General features: G+C 72.1%; 15 protein-coding genes. 3 read left to right on the top strand and 12 right to left on the bottom strand.

Annotation, left to right across the window (positions count from 1 at the left end):
* Positions 1–3: 3 nt before the first annotated feature.
* Positions 4–1,047 (bottom strand): uroporphyrinogen decarboxylase/cobalamine-independent methonine synthase family protein, encoded by a 1,044-nt coding sequence (locus ACPA54_RS16715; protein WP_423530439.1) that lies wholly within the window; start codon positions 1,045–1,047, stop codon positions 4–6.
* A gap of 232 nt (positions 1,048–1,279) precedes the next feature.
* Here ACPA54_RS16715 and ACPA54_RS16710 point away from each other — a divergent pair, with 232 nt between their 5' ends.
* Both ACPA54_RS16710 and ACPA54_RS16705 read left to right on the top strand, forming a co-directional pair.
* A complete protein-coding gene (locus ACPA54_RS16710) occupies positions 1,280–2,608 on the top strand; it encodes a sensor histidine kinase (RefSeq protein WP_423530437.1) in 1,329 nt (442 codons plus the stop codon).
* Positions 2,572–3,216, top strand: a complete 645-nt coding sequence (locus ACPA54_RS16705) for a LuxR C-terminal-related transcriptional regulator (RefSeq protein WP_423530435.1) — start codon at positions 2,572–2,574, stop codon at positions 3,214–3,216. Before ACPA54_RS16710 ends, ACPA54_RS16705 begins: the two co-directional genes overlap by 37 nt.
* A gap of 79 nt (positions 3,217–3,295) precedes the next feature.
* Here ACPA54_RS16705 and ACPA54_RS16700 read toward each other — a convergent pair whose 3' ends face one another.
* The 6 genes from ACPA54_RS16700 to ACPA54_RS16675 form a co-directional block, all read right to left on the bottom strand.
* The gene (locus tag ACPA54_RS16700) at positions 3,296–3,946 is read right to left on the bottom strand and encodes a hypothetical protein (protein WP_423530433.1); all 651 of its coding nucleotides are present in this window, start codon (positions 3,944–3,946) and stop codon (positions 3,296–3,298) included.
* 91 nt (positions 3,947–4,037) lie between these two features.
* The gene (locus ACPA54_RS16695) at positions 4,038–4,538 is read right to left on the bottom strand and encodes a MarR family winged helix-turn-helix transcriptional regulator (protein ID WP_423530431.1); all 501 of its coding nucleotides are present in this window, start codon (positions 4,536–4,538) and stop codon (positions 4,038–4,040) included.
* A 191-nt stretch (positions 4,539–4,729) separates the two neighbouring features.
* Positions 4,730–5,365 carry a response regulator gene (locus ACPA54_RS16690; RefSeq protein WP_423530429.1) on the bottom strand — a complete coding sequence of 212 codons (636 nt, stop codon included), beginning with the start codon at positions 5,363–5,365 and terminating at the stop codon, positions 4,730–4,732.
* Positions 5,362–6,651 carry a sensor histidine kinase gene (locus ACPA54_RS16685; protein WP_423530427.1) on the bottom strand — a complete coding sequence of 430 codons (1,290 nt, stop codon included), beginning with the start codon at positions 6,649–6,651 and terminating at the stop codon, positions 5,362–5,364. Before ACPA54_RS16685 ends, ACPA54_RS16690 begins: the two co-directional genes overlap by 4 nt.
* 440 nt (positions 6,652–7,091) lie before the next feature.
* Positions 7,092–8,171, bottom strand: coding sequence for a CU044_5270 family protein (locus ACPA54_RS16680; protein WP_423530425.1), 1,080 nt, complete (start codon positions 8,169–8,171; stop codon positions 7,092–7,094).
* On the bottom strand, positions 8,168–8,866 hold the full coding sequence (locus ACPA54_RS16675; RefSeq protein ID WP_423530424.1) for an RNA polymerase sigma factor: 699 nt from the start codon (positions 8,864–8,866) through the stop codon (positions 8,168–8,170). Before ACPA54_RS16675 ends, ACPA54_RS16680 begins: the two co-directional genes overlap by 4 nt.
* A gap of 187 nt (positions 8,867–9,053) precedes the next feature.
* On the opposite strand from ACPA54_RS16675, the gene ACPA54_RS16670 reads away from it, so the two are divergent.
* Positions 9,054–9,272, top strand: a complete 219-nt coding sequence (locus ACPA54_RS16670) for a hypothetical protein (protein WP_345679731.1) — start codon at positions 9,054–9,056, stop codon at positions 9,270–9,272.
* Positions 9,273–9,448: 176 nt separating this feature from the next.
* Here the strand turns inward: ACPA54_RS16670 and ACPA54_RS16665 are convergent, their stop codons facing one another.
* From ACPA54_RS16665 to ACPA54_RS16645, 5 genes are all read right to left on the bottom strand, one after another.
* Entirely contained in the window at positions 9,449–10,285 is an 837-nt protein-coding gene (locus ACPA54_RS16665) for an SAM-dependent methyltransferase (RefSeq protein ID WP_423530422.1), read from the bottom strand.
* 170 nt (positions 10,286–10,455) lie between these two features.
* Entirely contained in the window at positions 10,456–12,120 is a 1,665-nt protein-coding gene (locus tag ACPA54_RS16660; protein WP_423530420.1) for a GMC oxidoreductase, read from the bottom strand.
* A 436-nt stretch (positions 12,121–12,556) separates the two neighbouring features.
* On the bottom strand, positions 12,557–13,039 hold the full coding sequence (locus tag ACPA54_RS16655) for a carboxymuconolactone decarboxylase family protein (protein ID WP_345679734.1): 483 nt from the start codon (positions 13,037–13,039) through the stop codon (positions 12,557–12,559).
* Positions 13,036–14,124, bottom strand: a complete 1,089-nt coding sequence (locus ACPA54_RS16650; RefSeq protein WP_423530417.1) for an NAD(P)H-dependent amine dehydrogenase family protein — start codon at positions 14,122–14,124, stop codon at positions 13,036–13,038. Before ACPA54_RS16650 ends, ACPA54_RS16655 begins: the two co-directional genes overlap by 4 nt.
* A gap of 429 nt (positions 14,125–14,553) precedes the next feature.
* Positions 14,554–14,760, bottom strand: coding sequence for a hypothetical protein (locus tag ACPA54_RS16645; protein ID WP_423530415.1), 207 nt, complete (start codon positions 14,758–14,760; stop codon positions 14,554–14,556).
* Positions 14,761–14,858 lie beyond the last annotated feature (98 nt).

Raw genomic sequence — 14,858 nt, 5'->3', positions numbered from 1 at the left:
GGATCAGGCGCCGAGCGCCGCCGCGGCCAGCGCGGTGCCCTCGATCCGGGCGCGGATCTTGGCGAACGCGGTGTCCCGGGACTTCGAGCGGTCGTCCGCGTACGGCGCGAAGCCCGCGTCGTCGCAGGTGCCGAGCCGGTCGAGGGGGATGTGCCGGGCGGCGTTCAGCACCCGGTCGCGGACCTCCTCGGGGCTCTCGACCCGCGGGTCGATCGGATCGACGACACCGACGAAGATGCGGCCTTCCGAGCGCATCTGCTCGGCGACGATCCGCAGCACCCGGTCCGGGTCGGACTCGCTCGCCATCTGGAGGTAGAAGTTGCCGGCTTCGAGACGGAAGAGCGAGGGGAGCACCTCGGCGTAGTCCACGTCGAGGCTGTGCGTCGCGTCCTGGTCGGCCCCCGGGTTGCAGTGGATGCCGATCCGGGCCCGGTCGGCGTCGTCGAACCGGGACAGGAGCCGGTTGTTCAGATCGACGAAGTCCCGGAGCAGGCCGCCGCTCGGGTCGAGCTTGACGGAGAGCCGCGCTTCCGGGAAGTCGATCTGCACGACGTGCGCACCCGCCGCGAGGCAGGCGCGGATGTCGGCTTCCGTCTCGTTGAGGACGTCGTCGACGAAGTCCTCGCGCGGGTAACCCGACAGCCCGTCCGGCGGGTAGAGCAGGCTCAGCGTCGAAGGCGCCACCACGGCCTGCTTCACCGGGACCGTCGCGTGCTTCTGCGCGGCCCGCAGGTAGTCCGCCGCGTGGTTCCGGATCCGGAACGGCCCCGCGGTGAGCCGGGGCAGCTGCCGCTGGTGGCCGTCCGCGTACGGGATCACGACCCCGTCCCCGACGGCGACGTTGCCGGCGCCCGTGACCGGGTACGTCCACGCGTCCGCTTTGGTCTGTTCCCCATCGCTGACGACCTGCGAGCCGAGCTTCTCCAGCATCTGGACGGTGTCGCGCACGGCCTGCACGGCCACTGCGGCACCCTTCGAACCGTCCCACATGGAGACGAGTTCGGTGGTACGCGGAAGGCTGCCGACGAGTTCGGAAGGAATAGTCACGGCGGCAGGCTAGAAGTCCCCGCACCCCGCCTCGGCCCCTCACACGCCCACCCGGCCCATGATCGCTCGTTCGGGGGACGACCCGTTCGTTCGGGACGCGTACGAGACGCACCCGAGCCGGCCGAGGAGGGGAGTTTTCTCCACCGCCCCGGACCCGCGGCACCCGACAGAATGACAGCGCGGCCGCCCCCCGGCCGCCCCCACCGGGCACACACGCAGGGAGAACGCACCCATGGACGCCGCCACCGGCGCGATACCGCTCGACGACGAGCCTTCGGGAAGCCGGGTCACCGGCTTCTCCGCCGCCGCCGGATGGACGGCGCTGCGCCGCTCCCTGACGTTGTGCCACATGTCCTGGGCCGTGCTCTGGCGTTCGTTCGTGCTCAGTTGCGCGCTCGCCATGGTGTGGCCGAACCTCGGCCTGATGCAGCGCGCCATGGAAGGCATCCGCCGCCTCGCCGACCGGTACCGTGACGTGGCGTTGCGCTGGTCCGGCGTCCGCATCCCGCCCCCGCCCGCCGAACTGCCGCCCGTTCCCGAGGGCGCGTCCGGGACGATCGCCCGCTACCGCTGGGTCGCGGGCAATCCGCAGACCCGCCGCGAATGCATCTGGGTGGTCGCCGAACCCGTCGTCGGAGCGTTCCTCGCATTCCTGCCGATCGCGCTGGTGATCGCCGGGGTGTGGGGCATGTTCCTCGGCTTCTTCGGCCCCCGGCTGGCGCGTGAATGGGACGGCCTCTGGTTCGAGTTCGTCCCGATCGACGGCACGTTCACCGCCGTGCTCGCGGGGCTGCTCGGCGCTGCGCACCTGCCGCTCGCGCTCTGGGCGGCACCCCGCACGGTGCGCAGGCACGCCGAGTTCACCCGGTCGATGCTCGCCCCGAACGAAAGCGAGATCATGGCGAGCCGCATCCGCCACCTCGCCACCACCCGCTCGGAAGCCGTCGACACACAGATGGCGGAGATCCAGCGCATCGAACGCGACCTGCACGACGGCGCCCAGGCCCGCCTCGTCGCCATGGGCATGACCCTCGACGCCGCCGAACACCTCCTCGACACCAACCCGGAAGCCGTGCGCACCCTGCTCGTCGAAGCCCGCGAGTCGTCGTCCAAGGCCCTCGAAGAACTGCGCAACCTGGTCCGCGGCATCCACCCGCCGGTGCTCGCCGACCGCGGACTCGCCGACGCGGTACGCGCGCTCGCCCTGGTCAGCCCCATCCCGACCGACGTCGAGATCGACCTGCCCGGCCGTCCGCACATGCCCGTCGAGTCCGCCGCGTACTTCGCGGTCAACGAACTCCTCGCCAACATCGCCAAGCACGCCGCCGCCGACCACGTCCGAATCACCCTCGGCTACGATCACGGCGTCCTGCGGATCGTCGTCGCCGACGACGGGCGCGGCGGTGCGGACGCCGCCCGCGGCACCGGCCTCCGCGGCATCCAGCGGCGCCTCGCCACCTTCGACGGCGTCCTCGCGGTGGACAGCCCGGCCGGCGGCCCGACGACGGCGACGATGGAGATCCCGTGCGCATTGTCCTCGCCGAAGACCACTTCCTCCTGAGGGACGGGCTCATCCGGCTCCTGGAGGCCTACGGCCACGAGATCGCCGCCGCCGTCGACAACGGCCCCGACCTGCTCGCCGCGCTCACCGCGGAATGCCCGGACGTGGCCGTCGTCGACGTGCGCCTGCCCCCGGACTTCACCGACGAAGGCCTCCGCGCCGTCGTCGAAGCCCGCCGCACCGTCCCCGATCTGCCGGTATTGCTGCTGTCCCAATACGTCGAACCGCTGTACGCCCGCGAACTCCTCGCCGCGGGCGGCCGCGGCGTCGGCTACATGCTCAAGGACCGCGTCACCAACGGCCGCCAGTTCCTCGACGCCATCGGCCGCGTCGCCGCCGGCGGCACCGTGCTCGACCCCGACGTCGTCGCCCAACTTTTGGTCCGCAAAGAACGCGACACGGCGGTCGCCGGGCTGTCCGCCCGCGAACGCGAAGTCCTCTCCTGGATCGCGCAAGGCCGCTCGAACGCGGGCATCGCCCAAGGCCTGTTCATCACCGAGAAGGCCGTCGCCAAACACATCGGCAACATCTTCACGAAACTGGGCCTGCACGCCACCGACACCGACAACCGCCGCGTCCTCGCGGTCCTCGCCTATCTGGATCAGTGATCTCCGGCAGCGCCGAGCACGAGGGCCATCAGGCGAGCTGCATGATCCGCGCGACGATTCCCCGCGCCCGCGGGGCGCCTCAGCGGACGCGGTCGACGGCGATGCGGCCCAGCGCGGTGGCGATGCGCAGTGCGTCAACGTCCTTCAGTTGCAGGAACACCGAGAACGCCAACGACACGGTCCGGCCACCGTTTTCGCACACCAGTTGCTGGCCGCCCGGGGACCAGCGCGCCTGCTCGCCGACCCCGGAGACCGGCACGGCGTCCGCGGGAGTCCCGCCCGCCGCGGCCTGTGCCGAGGGCGCGACGCGCACGACGACGGCACCGAACTGCGGCGGAACGTCCGCGATTTGGTAGCGGCATTCCTTGGCGCTGTCGGTACCCAGATGACTGTCGGCGACCTCGGCGCGTTCGACGGCTTTGCCCAGCGCGGCGGACACCTCGGCGGGAGTCAGATAGCCGCAGAGGTCGTCGGCCGCCGCCGGGCCGCTCGGCGGTGCCGCACTGCTCGAACCCGGCGCGCTCGGCGGTGCCGCCGGGGCGGACGGTGCGCCGTTCCGGGTCGACCGCGCCGACTCGGCGTCCTTCTTCGAGCACCCGGCCAAACCGGCCGCCGTCACCACCACCAGCACCGCGGCGGTTGCGCCCACCGCTGTTCGCCCACCGGACACGCTGATCAGCCCCCGTACCGATTCCGCGTTGTTGCGTCGTCCCGCAACCACCACGGCCATGATGGCACCGGAGGGGAGGAATGCGACCTGTGTTGCCGAAGTGGCCGTGCGGACAGGGGAATTCCGCACGGCCACCGATTCGGAGGGTCGGTCAGAGGCCGTCGCGCTCCACGGCGACATTGGCGATCATGCGCTGCATGACGCGCACGGCGGTGGCGTAATCGGCGTCGTCGATGCCCTCGTGGATGTGCGCGCGTACCGACGGGGCGATCTCCTTGACGCGCAGGCGCGCGGCCTCGCCTTCCGCGGCGAGCTGCAGACGGCCGTCGGGCTCCCGGGTGAGCCACCCGCGTTCCACCAGCACATCGGATTCCGCGACGAGGTCGTCGGTCGGCAGCAGGTAGTCGCGCATGGCCTCCTGGAGCTCGGCGACCGAGCGCGGCGCGCCGTCGGGTGACAGGTCGTCCGTCGAGAGATTGCGCAGCAGCCAGAACTGCGGCTGCGTGAGGCCGAGTTCGCCCTGGCGTCGGCGGATGTACGCGATCACGTCGCGGTGCGCGAGGCCCGTCCAGTAGCCGACCGGCTGTCCGGCAAGCTCGGCGTCCGTGGCGGTGTCGATCGCGGCGGCGGTGGAGGCGGTTTCGTTGCTCATGGCGCTGTCTCCTGTCGGCTTGCCGCCTGCCCCGTGTCCCGGTGCCGGCGGTGCCCCGGGGGAACGGGGGCGATGACAGTAACCGGCAGTGTGCGGGGATCGATCCCGGTCGGGGCGGTGATCACCGCCACATGATCGTGTGCCGTGTCCCGGTTGACCCGCGTGCGGGTTTCGCTGCCGCGCCCGCCCGTTCACCCCCGCCGGATCAGCCCCCGCGAGCGGGCCGCGGCCACCGCCGACGTGCGCGAGTCGACGCCGAGCTTGGCGTAGATGTGCACCAGGTGGGACTTCACCGTCGCCTGGCTGAGGAACAGCTTCTTGCTGATCTGCTGGTTGCTCAGACCGTCCGCGACCAGCCCGAGCACCTCCGCCTCGCGCGTGGTGAGCGACGGCAGCGGGTCGCGCATGCGGCTCATCAACCGGCCCGCGACGGACGGCGCGAGCACCGACTTTCCGGCGGCCGCGTTCCGTACCGCGGCGGTCAGTTCCTCCGGCGGCGTGTCCTTCAGCAGGTACCCGGCGGCGCCGGCGGCGACCGCCTCCAGGATGTCGGCCTCGGTGTCGTACGTCGTCAGGATCAGCACCCGCGGCGCACCCGGCCGCGCGCAGATCTCCGCGGTCGCGTCGAGGCCGCTCATGCCGGCCCCGAACTGAAGGTCCATCAGCACGACGTCCGGCGCGAGTTCCCCGGCCAGCCGGACCGCGTCCTCGGCGGTCGTCGCCTCGCCGACGACGTCGACACCGGGATCGGTGGCCAGCAAGGCGCGCAGCCCGGCGCGGACCACCGGGTGATCGTCGGCCAGCAGCAGGCGAAGGGGTGCGGTCACGGGGTCTGCTCCGGGATCGGGGCGGGGGCCGAGGCAGCGGCCTCGTGGTCGTGGTGGTCGCGGGGGCCGCCTTCCGCGGGGGCGTCGGGCTCGGCGGCGTCCGCCCGGGCGGACGCGAGCGGGAACGCCGCGGCGATCGCGGTCCCTTGGCCGGGTGCGGACTCCACCTCGACGCGGCCGCCCAGCTCCTCGGCACGGGCACGCATCGTGATCAGCCCGTATCCCGAGCCGTCCGCGGGCCGCGCGCCGAGCGCCGCGGGGGCGAAGCCGACCCCGTCGTCGACGATGTCCAAGGTCACCGAGGCATCCATGTAGCTGAGCGTCACCTCCGCCCGCTCGGCCTTCGCGTGCGCGGCGGTGTTCGCCAGCGCCGACTGGGCGATCCGCAGCAGTGCCGCCTGGTGGGCCGTCTCCAACGGGAACGCGTCACCCGTTCGGTGGAAGCGCACCGCCCCCCCGGATTCCTCCGCACTCCGCGCGCACAACCGCGCCAACGCGGACTCCAGCGAGGCCCCGTCCAGCGACGGCGGCGCGAGCGCGCGGACGAAGCGGCGAGCCTCCGCGAGGTTGTCGGTCGCGGTGACGCGGGCCTGCCGGACGTGCGGCACGGCGGCCTCGGGGTCGCCGGGGAGCACGCGCTCCGCGGCGCGCAGCAGGAGCTGGATGCTGGAGAGGCCCTGCGCGAGGGTGTCGTGGATCTCGCGTGCGAGCCGCTCGCGCTCCGCGAGGCCACCGGCCCGGCGCTCGCTCGCCACCAGCTCGGCCCGCGTGTCGACCAGCTCGGCGATGAGCTTGCGGCGCGCCTCGCTCTCTCGGTGCAGTGCCTGATAGCCGAGGACCATGCCGACGGTCACCGCGGCACCGAGGGTCGGCCCGAGCACGGTGCCGAGGCTCAGGGCACCGCGGTGCGCGGAGTATCCGGCTACGGCCGCGGCGGTGGTCGCGGCGACCGTGGCGATCCCGGCCACGCGCGGCAGCGTGTGCAGCTCCACGACGAACAGCGGGAACGCCAACCACGTCGCCTCCGGCGACAGCCCGAGCAAGGCCAGCCATGAGGCCGCCAGGACCAGCAGCCACCATCGGTCGGCGTGTCGGGGCCGCGCCAGCCGAGCCACCCGCGGCCCCACCGCGTACGCCCCGGCGAACACCCCCGCCGCCACCGCCACCGGCACGACGTCCCCGCGCGGCACGGCGGCAATGACGACCACGACAAGGAGAACCGCAACCAGCAGGTGAAGACACGTACGCAGCGCACGCAGAACGGGGGTGAAGGCGGAGACGTCCATTTCCTCCAGGCTACGGGGAGGCGGAGGGCGGGCCATGAATCAAAGGGTTGATTCGAGGGGGCGTGTGAGCCCGCGCGCCGGGCGGATGGCCGCGACGAGCCGTAGCTCCCGACGCCGCCGCTCCAGCCCCGCACATGACGACAGGCCAGATGACGTGGGACCCGCATGCCCGGCCACACCGAGCGCCGACGCGCACGCGACCGACGACCCGGTCGGGTGCGCGCTCCGGGATCGCGGGCGCACGGGAAGGCGCCGGGGCTGCCTCGACCGCCGGGTCCAACCCCGACCTCTGGCCCAGGACCCCGGTGCGCTCGACCTCGCCCTGACGGCGGCTCCCGCGTCGCGCCCGCCCCGCGCCCCAAGCCTCCCGGCGCCCGCGGCCCGCCCCCGGCCGCGTGCGTCCGGGGGCGGGCCGGTGTTCCGGCGGCGTCACGTCCGGCTCACGTCGTCCTGGCCTTCGGGGCGTCGCCCGCCCGGTCGGCGGCGGCCTTGGCGAGCACGGCCGAGGAACCGAGGACCGTGCCCGCGGGGCCCGCGTCCGAGGTCTCCACCAGGACCGTGCGTTCGCCGAGGAACGTGTGGGTGGCGCGGTCGAAGATCCACTGGGTCTCCCGGCCCTGCGCGGAGCGGGCCACCGCGACGCCCTCGCGGCCCGCCGCGTCGGTTGCCGACGGGACCACGGTGACGCCGGGAATCCGGGCCGCCGCCTGGTAGAGCGCGGCGCTGACCTGCGGCGGGGCCCACGTCTCGGCCAGGAGTTCGCCGATGGCGGTGAACGCGCGCTGGTCGGCGTCCGTGCCCTGGCCGCGAGTCTCGTCGCGGATCAGCTTGAGGAGGGCGTCGGGGGCGGTCGGCAGGGCCGCGACGAACACGTGGGTCGGGTTCGTCACCGACGGCGGGTTCGGGCCCGCCGACGACGGCTTGGGGGCCGCGCCCCGGCTCTCGATCGCGTACACCGGCGGCGTCGCCCCGCCGACCGTGCTGTCCGGCTGCCCGTCCTCCCGGATCAGCCCGGCCTTCGACCCGTCCGCCGACAGCCACACCTGGCGGGTATGCGCCGGGGCCGTGGCCGCCAGACCGCCCGCGGCGCTCTGCCCGGCGTACGCGACCTTGCTCTCCACGTACAGGAACTGGTCGGCGCGGACCGACGGCTGCGGAGTCTTCCCGGCCGCCACCGCGATCCGGTCGAGCAAGCGCACGGCGTCCGACGCGAGCGGGCCGGTGACGACCGCCTGCGGCTCGTCCGTACCCGACGAGCCGCCGCCGTTCACCGCCACGATCCCGCCGATCGCCAGCGCGCAGACGGCCGTCGGAACGGCCACCCACAGCAGACGGCGGCGGCGCGCCGCGGGACGGGGTGCGGAGTCGTGCGAGGCCTGGTTCATGAGGGCTTCCTTGAGGAGCAGTTCGCGGTCGCGGTCCAGGCCGGGGACGGGCGGCGGCGGCAGCAGGCCGCCGAGCCCGAGGCCGTCGCCGTCCTCGGGCCGCGGGCGCGCCGCACGCCGGGGGAAAGTGCTCATCCGTTCGTCTCCTGGTTCGACCGGGCCGCGGATCCGCGGCCTGAAACGTGCTTGCCTGTGGTGGCGGCGGGTTCCCGACTTTCTTGTGGACGGGGGACCGGGCCCGCGCAGGCGCTGTCTGACCGCGCCGCGGCCTCGGGACGAGCGCCCGCCCCCCGCCGCGCCTCGACCTCCGCCTCGGTGAGCTTCCGCAGCCGGTCTCGGGCGCGCGACAGACGGGACCGTACGGTGCCCACCGGAATGCCGAGCGCCTCCGCCGCGGCCGTGTACTCCAGGCCCGCCCAGACGACGAGCATGAACACCTCGCGGTCGCGCCGCCGGAGCCGGGACAGAGCGGCGTGCGCCGCGCGCAGCTGCTCGGTGTCCGCGACGTGGCCGACCACGTCGTCCGCGAAGTCCGGAACGGTGCCGCGCTCCGGCAGGCGTGCCAGGGCGATGTCCCGGCGCCGTCGGGACCGCGCGTCGTGCCGCATGATGTTCGTCGCGATGCCGAGCAGCCACGGGCGCAGGCTGTCCCCGTCCGGCCGCAGTTTGGCGCGGCCGCGCCACGCCGCCAGGAACGTCGCGGACACGACGTCCTCGGCCTCGGCCCAGTTGCCCGTCACCCGCAGGGCGTAGCGGTAGAGCACCTGGGCGTTCTCGTCGTAGAGCTGCGCCAAGGCCTCGGGTTCTCCGCTGCGGAAACGGTTCCTCATGAGTGATTCCACAGCTGGCACTGCCGCCCCGGTTGTCCGGGTTCCGGTGATCCGCGCCACAGGGGGAGAGGGGGCCGGTCCGCGCGCTCCGCCGAACGGGCGCTCCGCAGGCGGTCTTGCCGCGCTCGTGTCAGGTTGGTGTCCGGCGGGGCGCCACCCGCCGACCTTCTCGGAGGAGGTGGAGGCCGTGCACGAGATGCGACTCGACGCCGGCGACGACGCCCGGCCGCGCGCCTGGCACATCACGGAGCCCGGCGAGCACACCGCACTGTGCGGCACTGCGATCGTCCCCGTCGGCGGTCCGCCGCCCGCGGATGGCTGCCTCGGAGACGACCTGCACTGCGGCGACTGTTTCGCCGCCTACCGCGAACTGATCACCGCGGAACCCGCGGGCAGCAACAACTGACGGCTACCCCGCACCGCACCCCGGCGCCCGCCGGAAGCACCTGATCCCGGCGGGCGCCACACGCGTGCCGCGCCCCGGGCCCCGGGTGGCCCGCCTCCCCACGCACAACAAACGCCGGACCTCCGCGGGCCGCCACCCGCGGAGGTCCGGCGCGTCGGCGCGGGCCGGTGCCGCCCCTACAGAGGCTTGCGCGCCACGCCGCCGAACTCGATCCACTCGGTGGTCTCCTGGACCGGGCCTTCGGTGCCGTCCGGGCGCCACGTGGAGATCTCCACCAGGCCCGGGTCGAGGAGTTCCAGGTCGCCGAAGTAGCCGGTGACGTCGGCGGCGGTGCGGACGCGGCCCCAGTTGCCCTGGGTCGCGGTCAGCATGAAGTCGGAGAGCCGCAGCCGGACCGCGTCGTCCTCGGCGACCAGGTGCGAGATGACCACGAAGCTGCCGGGCGCGAGCCGGTCCATGACGCGGCGGACCAGGCCGGCCGGGTCGTCGGTGTCCGGGATGCAGTGCAGGACGGACACGAACAAAGCGGCGACCGGCTGGTCGAAGTCGATCAGCTTCACCACGTCGGGGTCGGCCATGACCGCGTCCGTGTCGCGCATGTCCGCGGTGATGACCGTGGTGGCGGCGTTGTCGGCGAGCAGCGCGCGGCCGTGCGCGAGCACGATCGGGTCATTGTCGATGTAGACGACGCGCGCGTCCGGGTTCACCGACTGCGCGATCTGGTGCACGTTGTCCTGCGTCGGCAGGCCGGATCCGTGGTCCATGAACTGCGTGATGCCGTACTGCTCGGCGAGCACCCGCACCGCGCGCTGCATGTAGCGGCGGTTGTTGATGGCCAGCGCCTTGGTACCGGGCGCGGCGAGGGCGAGCTGGTCGGAGGCCTCGCGGTCGACCTTGAAGTTGTCTTTGCCGCCGAGGTAGTAGTCGTACATGCGGGCCACGCTCGGCACAGTGACGTCGATGCCCGTCGGTGCCCAGTCGTCGGCCGGATTGTGGTCGTGGGTCTCGGACACCCGTACTCCTGTGGTCACTTGACGGTTCGTCAGTTCAGTGTTGCGCTGTACAGCGTAATGCCTTGTCGCGCATATGAAATGACGAAAAGCGTGTCGCGACGACAAGTCGGTTGATACGCGCCTGCCCCGCCGGTGCGAAACCGGCGGGGCAGGCGGCAACACGCGGGCGGTTACACGTCGTACGTGATGATGTTGTCGATGTTGCGCTCGGCCAGCGCGGTGATGGTCACGAACGGGTTCACGCTCGTGTTGCCGGGGATCAGCGAACCGTCCATGACGTACAGGCCGTTGTAGCCCTTCAGGCGCCCGTAGTTGTCGGTCGCCTTGTTGAGGATCGCGCCACCCAGCGGGTGGTACGTTAGGTGGTCGCCCCAGATCTTGTACGTGCCGAACAGGTCCGTCCGGTAGATCGTGCCCTCGGTCGAGTTGATCCGGTCGAAGATCGACTTCGCCATGTCGATCGCCGGCTGCTTCCACGCCGTCTGCCAGTTCAGGTCGACCTTGCCGGTCGCCGCGTTGTAGCTGAACTGCGCGCGGTTCGGGTTCTTGGTGATCGAAAGGTAGAACGACGCGTAGGTCTCGATGCCGGTCGGCAGCGGGGCGACCTCGGCGAACGCGCCGCCCGCCGCCCAGTTGTCGATGCCCGCGGTCGGGATCGACGACTGCTTGGCGCCGGTCGGGTCCCACATGTGGTTGGCGCGGCCGCACATGACGTTGCCGTTGTCGCCCCAACCCGTGCCGACCTCGCCGTTCAGGTTCGGCAGCGAGCCCGTGTCGCGGAACTTCACCAGCAGCTTGCTGGTGCCGACGCTGCCCGCGGCGAAGAACACCTTGGCGGCGACGACGGTCTTGACGCCGGTGACGTTGCCGGACGTGTCGATCGTCTCCATCGACACCGTGTAGCCGCCGCCGCTCGCCGGGGCGACGTTGGTGACCCGGTGCTGCGGCGAGATGGTGACCCGGCCGGTCGCGAGCGCGGCCGGGAGGTAGGTCTTCGCCAGCGACTTCTTGCCGCCGTTGTTGCCGTAGAGGATCTCCGCGGCGAGCGCCGACTTCGGGACGGTGCCGGCCTCTTCGGCTTTCATGTAGTCCCAGTCGTACACGTTCGGGACGAACACGAACGGGAAGCCCGAGCGCTGCGCGTGCTTCCGGCCGACGCGCGCGAACTGGTAGTACTCGGTGCTCTCCCACCAGCGCTGGTCGACGTTCGTCACGCCCAGGCCGGCGTTCGCCCGCGGGTAGTAGGTGTTGTACATCTCGTCCGGGTTGACCGACGGCAGGATCGCCCCGAAGTTCTCGCGCTTCGGCGTGACCGCCATGCCGCCGTTGACCAGCGAACCGCCGCCGACGCCGCGGCCCTGGTACACGGTGATGCCGGAGAACTCCTCGGCGTCCAGGATGCCGGTGTACTTCGGCACGTCCTTGTCGATCGGGAAGCCCAGGAAGTTGCTCAGCGGCGCCTTCGTACGCGTCCGCAGCCAGTACGAACGGTAGTCCGGCGACGTGGTGTTCGCGAAGATCTTGCCGTCCGAGCCCGGCGTGTCCCACGACATGCCCTGCTCGATCACGTGCACGTTCACGCCCGCCTGTGCGAGGCGCAGCGCGGTGACCGAACCGCCGTAGCCGCTGCCGACGATGAGCGCCTGCACGCGCGCACCGTCGCCGATGACGGTGCCGCCGGGCAGCGCGGCGGCCGAGGTCGCGGTCCGGCCGATGAGGGTCGCGGCACCGATCGCCGCGCCCGTGCCGATCACGAAACGGCGCCGGGAGAAGCCGGACGTGGGGGCGGCCTCGGCCGCGACGGGGGTGGTGCCGGATTCGACGTTCTCACTCATGGAGCGTTCTCCTTGGTACGGACGGGAAAGGGGAACACGTGCGGTGGCGCGGGGTCGTGCGGGTACGGCGGCATTACCGGACGGTCGAGTTCCGGTTGGCTCGCCGCGGTGTCCGTGATCCGGGCCGGGGTACGGACGTTTCCGCGGTCCGCGCGTTACGGCGTGCGCGGGACCGAAGGCAGGGTGAAATCACGCGGGCGGCACAAGGCCGCGGCGTGCGACGCGGTACGGGGTGGTGCTGCGCCCGGGCGCGCGCTCGGCGTCGGCGCGCCCGGGGCCGGCAGGGGGTTGCCCGCGCCGCCGTCCGGGGTGGCGGCGCGGGTCGTCACGGGGTGTGCGGTGGAACGGCCTGCGATGAACGGGCTTGCGGTCTAGCAGGCTTGCGATGATCGGGCTTGCGGTCGAGCCGGATGTGCGGCCTATCGGAAAGCCGGACTCAGTGCGGCGCGATCACGCACACACTGTCCAGCCCCAGCACGTGGTTGAGCCGGCCGAACGCCAGCCACGAGCCGATGGCCATGCTCAGCTCGACGATCTCCGCCTGGGTGTACTGCGCCTTCATGCGCTCCCAGAACTCGTCGTCCAGGTTGTGGTGGTCCTCGGCGTAGCGCTCGGCGTACTCGGCGGCCAGGCGCGTGCGTTCGTCGAAGGCGTCGGTCGTCCGCCACTCGGCGACCGCGTCGATGAAGGTGCTCTCGACGGTGTCCTCGCCCTCGCGCTCGGTGCGCCAGTCGAGGCAGAACACGCAGCCGTTGATCTGCGCGATGCGCAGCCGTGCCGCCTCGAACTCGCGCAGGCCGAGCTTGCTGTGGTCGTACACCGACATGGAGTACGCCGCCGCGGCGGTGCCGATCTCCGGCACCATTTCGGCCCACACGTAGGGGATGGGCTCCTCGCCCTCGGGGATGTCGATGATCACGGTTGCTTCCTTCCCGCCTTCCCGAGCTTCCCGACTGCCGGGCGCAGCGGGACGTCGAGCGCGTCGTACAGCCCGGGCTCGGCCTCGGCCAGCCAGTCGATCGCATTGACCAGGCGGCCGACCGCGGTCGCGTTGCCGCCGGCCGCACGGTTGCCGCCCTCGTCGGTGGCCTCGACGGTCACCTCGATGTGCGGGCGGCCTTCGATGATCACGCGGTGGGCGCCCGCGCCGTCCGGCGGCATCGGCCAGTCGGTCGCGCACGTCGGGTGGATCCGGGTGACGTGCTCCACGACGATCCGCGGCTCGCCGCCCACGATGCCCTGCACCTCGAAGCGCACGGCGCCCTGCGTGCCGGCCTCGAAGTCGCCCATGGTGGAGGTCGATACGGTCGACTCCAGCGGCCGCCGCTCGACGGTCTCCCGGATTTCGTCCAGTTCGACACCCAAGGCCCGCGCCATCAGCCGGACCTGCCCGCCCCAGACGAGCGTCGGCATGTCCGGCCACAGCATCGGCGGCCCGTAGTCCATGGGCTGGCCCATGCCGACCAGGTTGCGAACCGAGTCCTCCTGGTCGTACGTCGAGTAGTCGAAGATCTCCTGGCAGCGCACCGCGTCCACGACCGACCCGAGCCCGCTCATCAGCAGCGGCAGGATGTCGTTGCCCCAGCCGGGGTCGACGCCGGACACGAACAGCGAACCGCCGCCTTCGGCGATGGCGGCGAGCACCGGGTCGCGGAACTCCTCGGGTGCGTTGCGCGGGTCGTACAGCGGGTACAGCGCGGGGCTCACCACGACCGCGCCCGCGCGGATCGCGCGGCAGATGTCGGCCAGCGCGTCGTCCGGGCGGATGTCGCCGGACGCGGCGTACACGACGGCCTTGGGACCGGCGGCGAGCACGGCGTCGATGTCGTCGGTCGCCGGCACGCCCAACGTGCCTTCCATGTCCGCGAGTTCGGCCGCGTCCCGGCCGACCTTCGCGGGGTTGCTCACCAGAACGGCGGTGAGTTCGAGCGCCGGGTGGGCGTCGACCGCGCGGATCGCCGCGCGGCCCACGTTGCCCGTACCCCAGACCACGGTGGGAATCATGCGGCGGAAGATAGCAACCGGAGTCGGTGATTCCTAGACCGTCCGCGCAACGTCTTTTGCGCGTCCCGATGTCCCTCCGCGGCAATCCCGCAACCGGCTTGATCAAGCCCCTTCGATATCCCGGGCGGCCCTTGTGGAACTGGTCAAGGCGCGGTCAAATGTCTCATCGCCGGGGTGTCCGAGGAATTTGCCCGCCAGGTCCTGCGGATCTTCCTCGCGCGTGCTAACAGCGGGCCGGAGCAAGGGCGTTGCCCCGCGGCAGCCCGGAGATCGACACCACCCACCCGACACGTGTCGACTGCTGTACGGGCCACGGAAATTCCGGCCCGGTAATCCGGACGACCGCGGGAGCCGGCGAATGCCGACGGGGTGCGGAATGCCCGACAGCGTCGGCCGCAGGGCATTCCGAGGAATTTGCCGCCGAGGTCGTCAGCGCAGCAGCGGACCGCCTTCCGGAAGCTCGACCCAGCGGCGCGGCGGACCGGAAACGGCGGTTGCGTCGGTGATGCGAAGGCCGGCCATCGTCGCGGCGTAAGCGAGCAGCGGCGCCGACGGCATACCCGGCTCACGATCCCAGTCCCAGAAGCGGTACAGCCACTGGAGTTCGGGGTTGCCTTCACGGATCCGGGGTGACAAGTCCGTCGAAGAAGCCCATGGCGGGGATGGTGGCAGCCGACACCGACAACCTGTTGGGGGGTGCCGTGCGCGGGAGTTGGCGACGTGCGCACAGTTCC

Origin of the sequence: Uniformispora flossi (assembly GCF_049534875.1) — a bacterium.
In the GTDB taxonomy this organism is placed as follows: domain Bacteria; phylum Actinomycetota; class Actinomycetes; order Streptomycetales; family Streptomycetaceae; genus Yinghuangia; species Yinghuangia aomiensis.
This window is presented reverse-complemented; position numbering and strand designations above follow the sequence as displayed.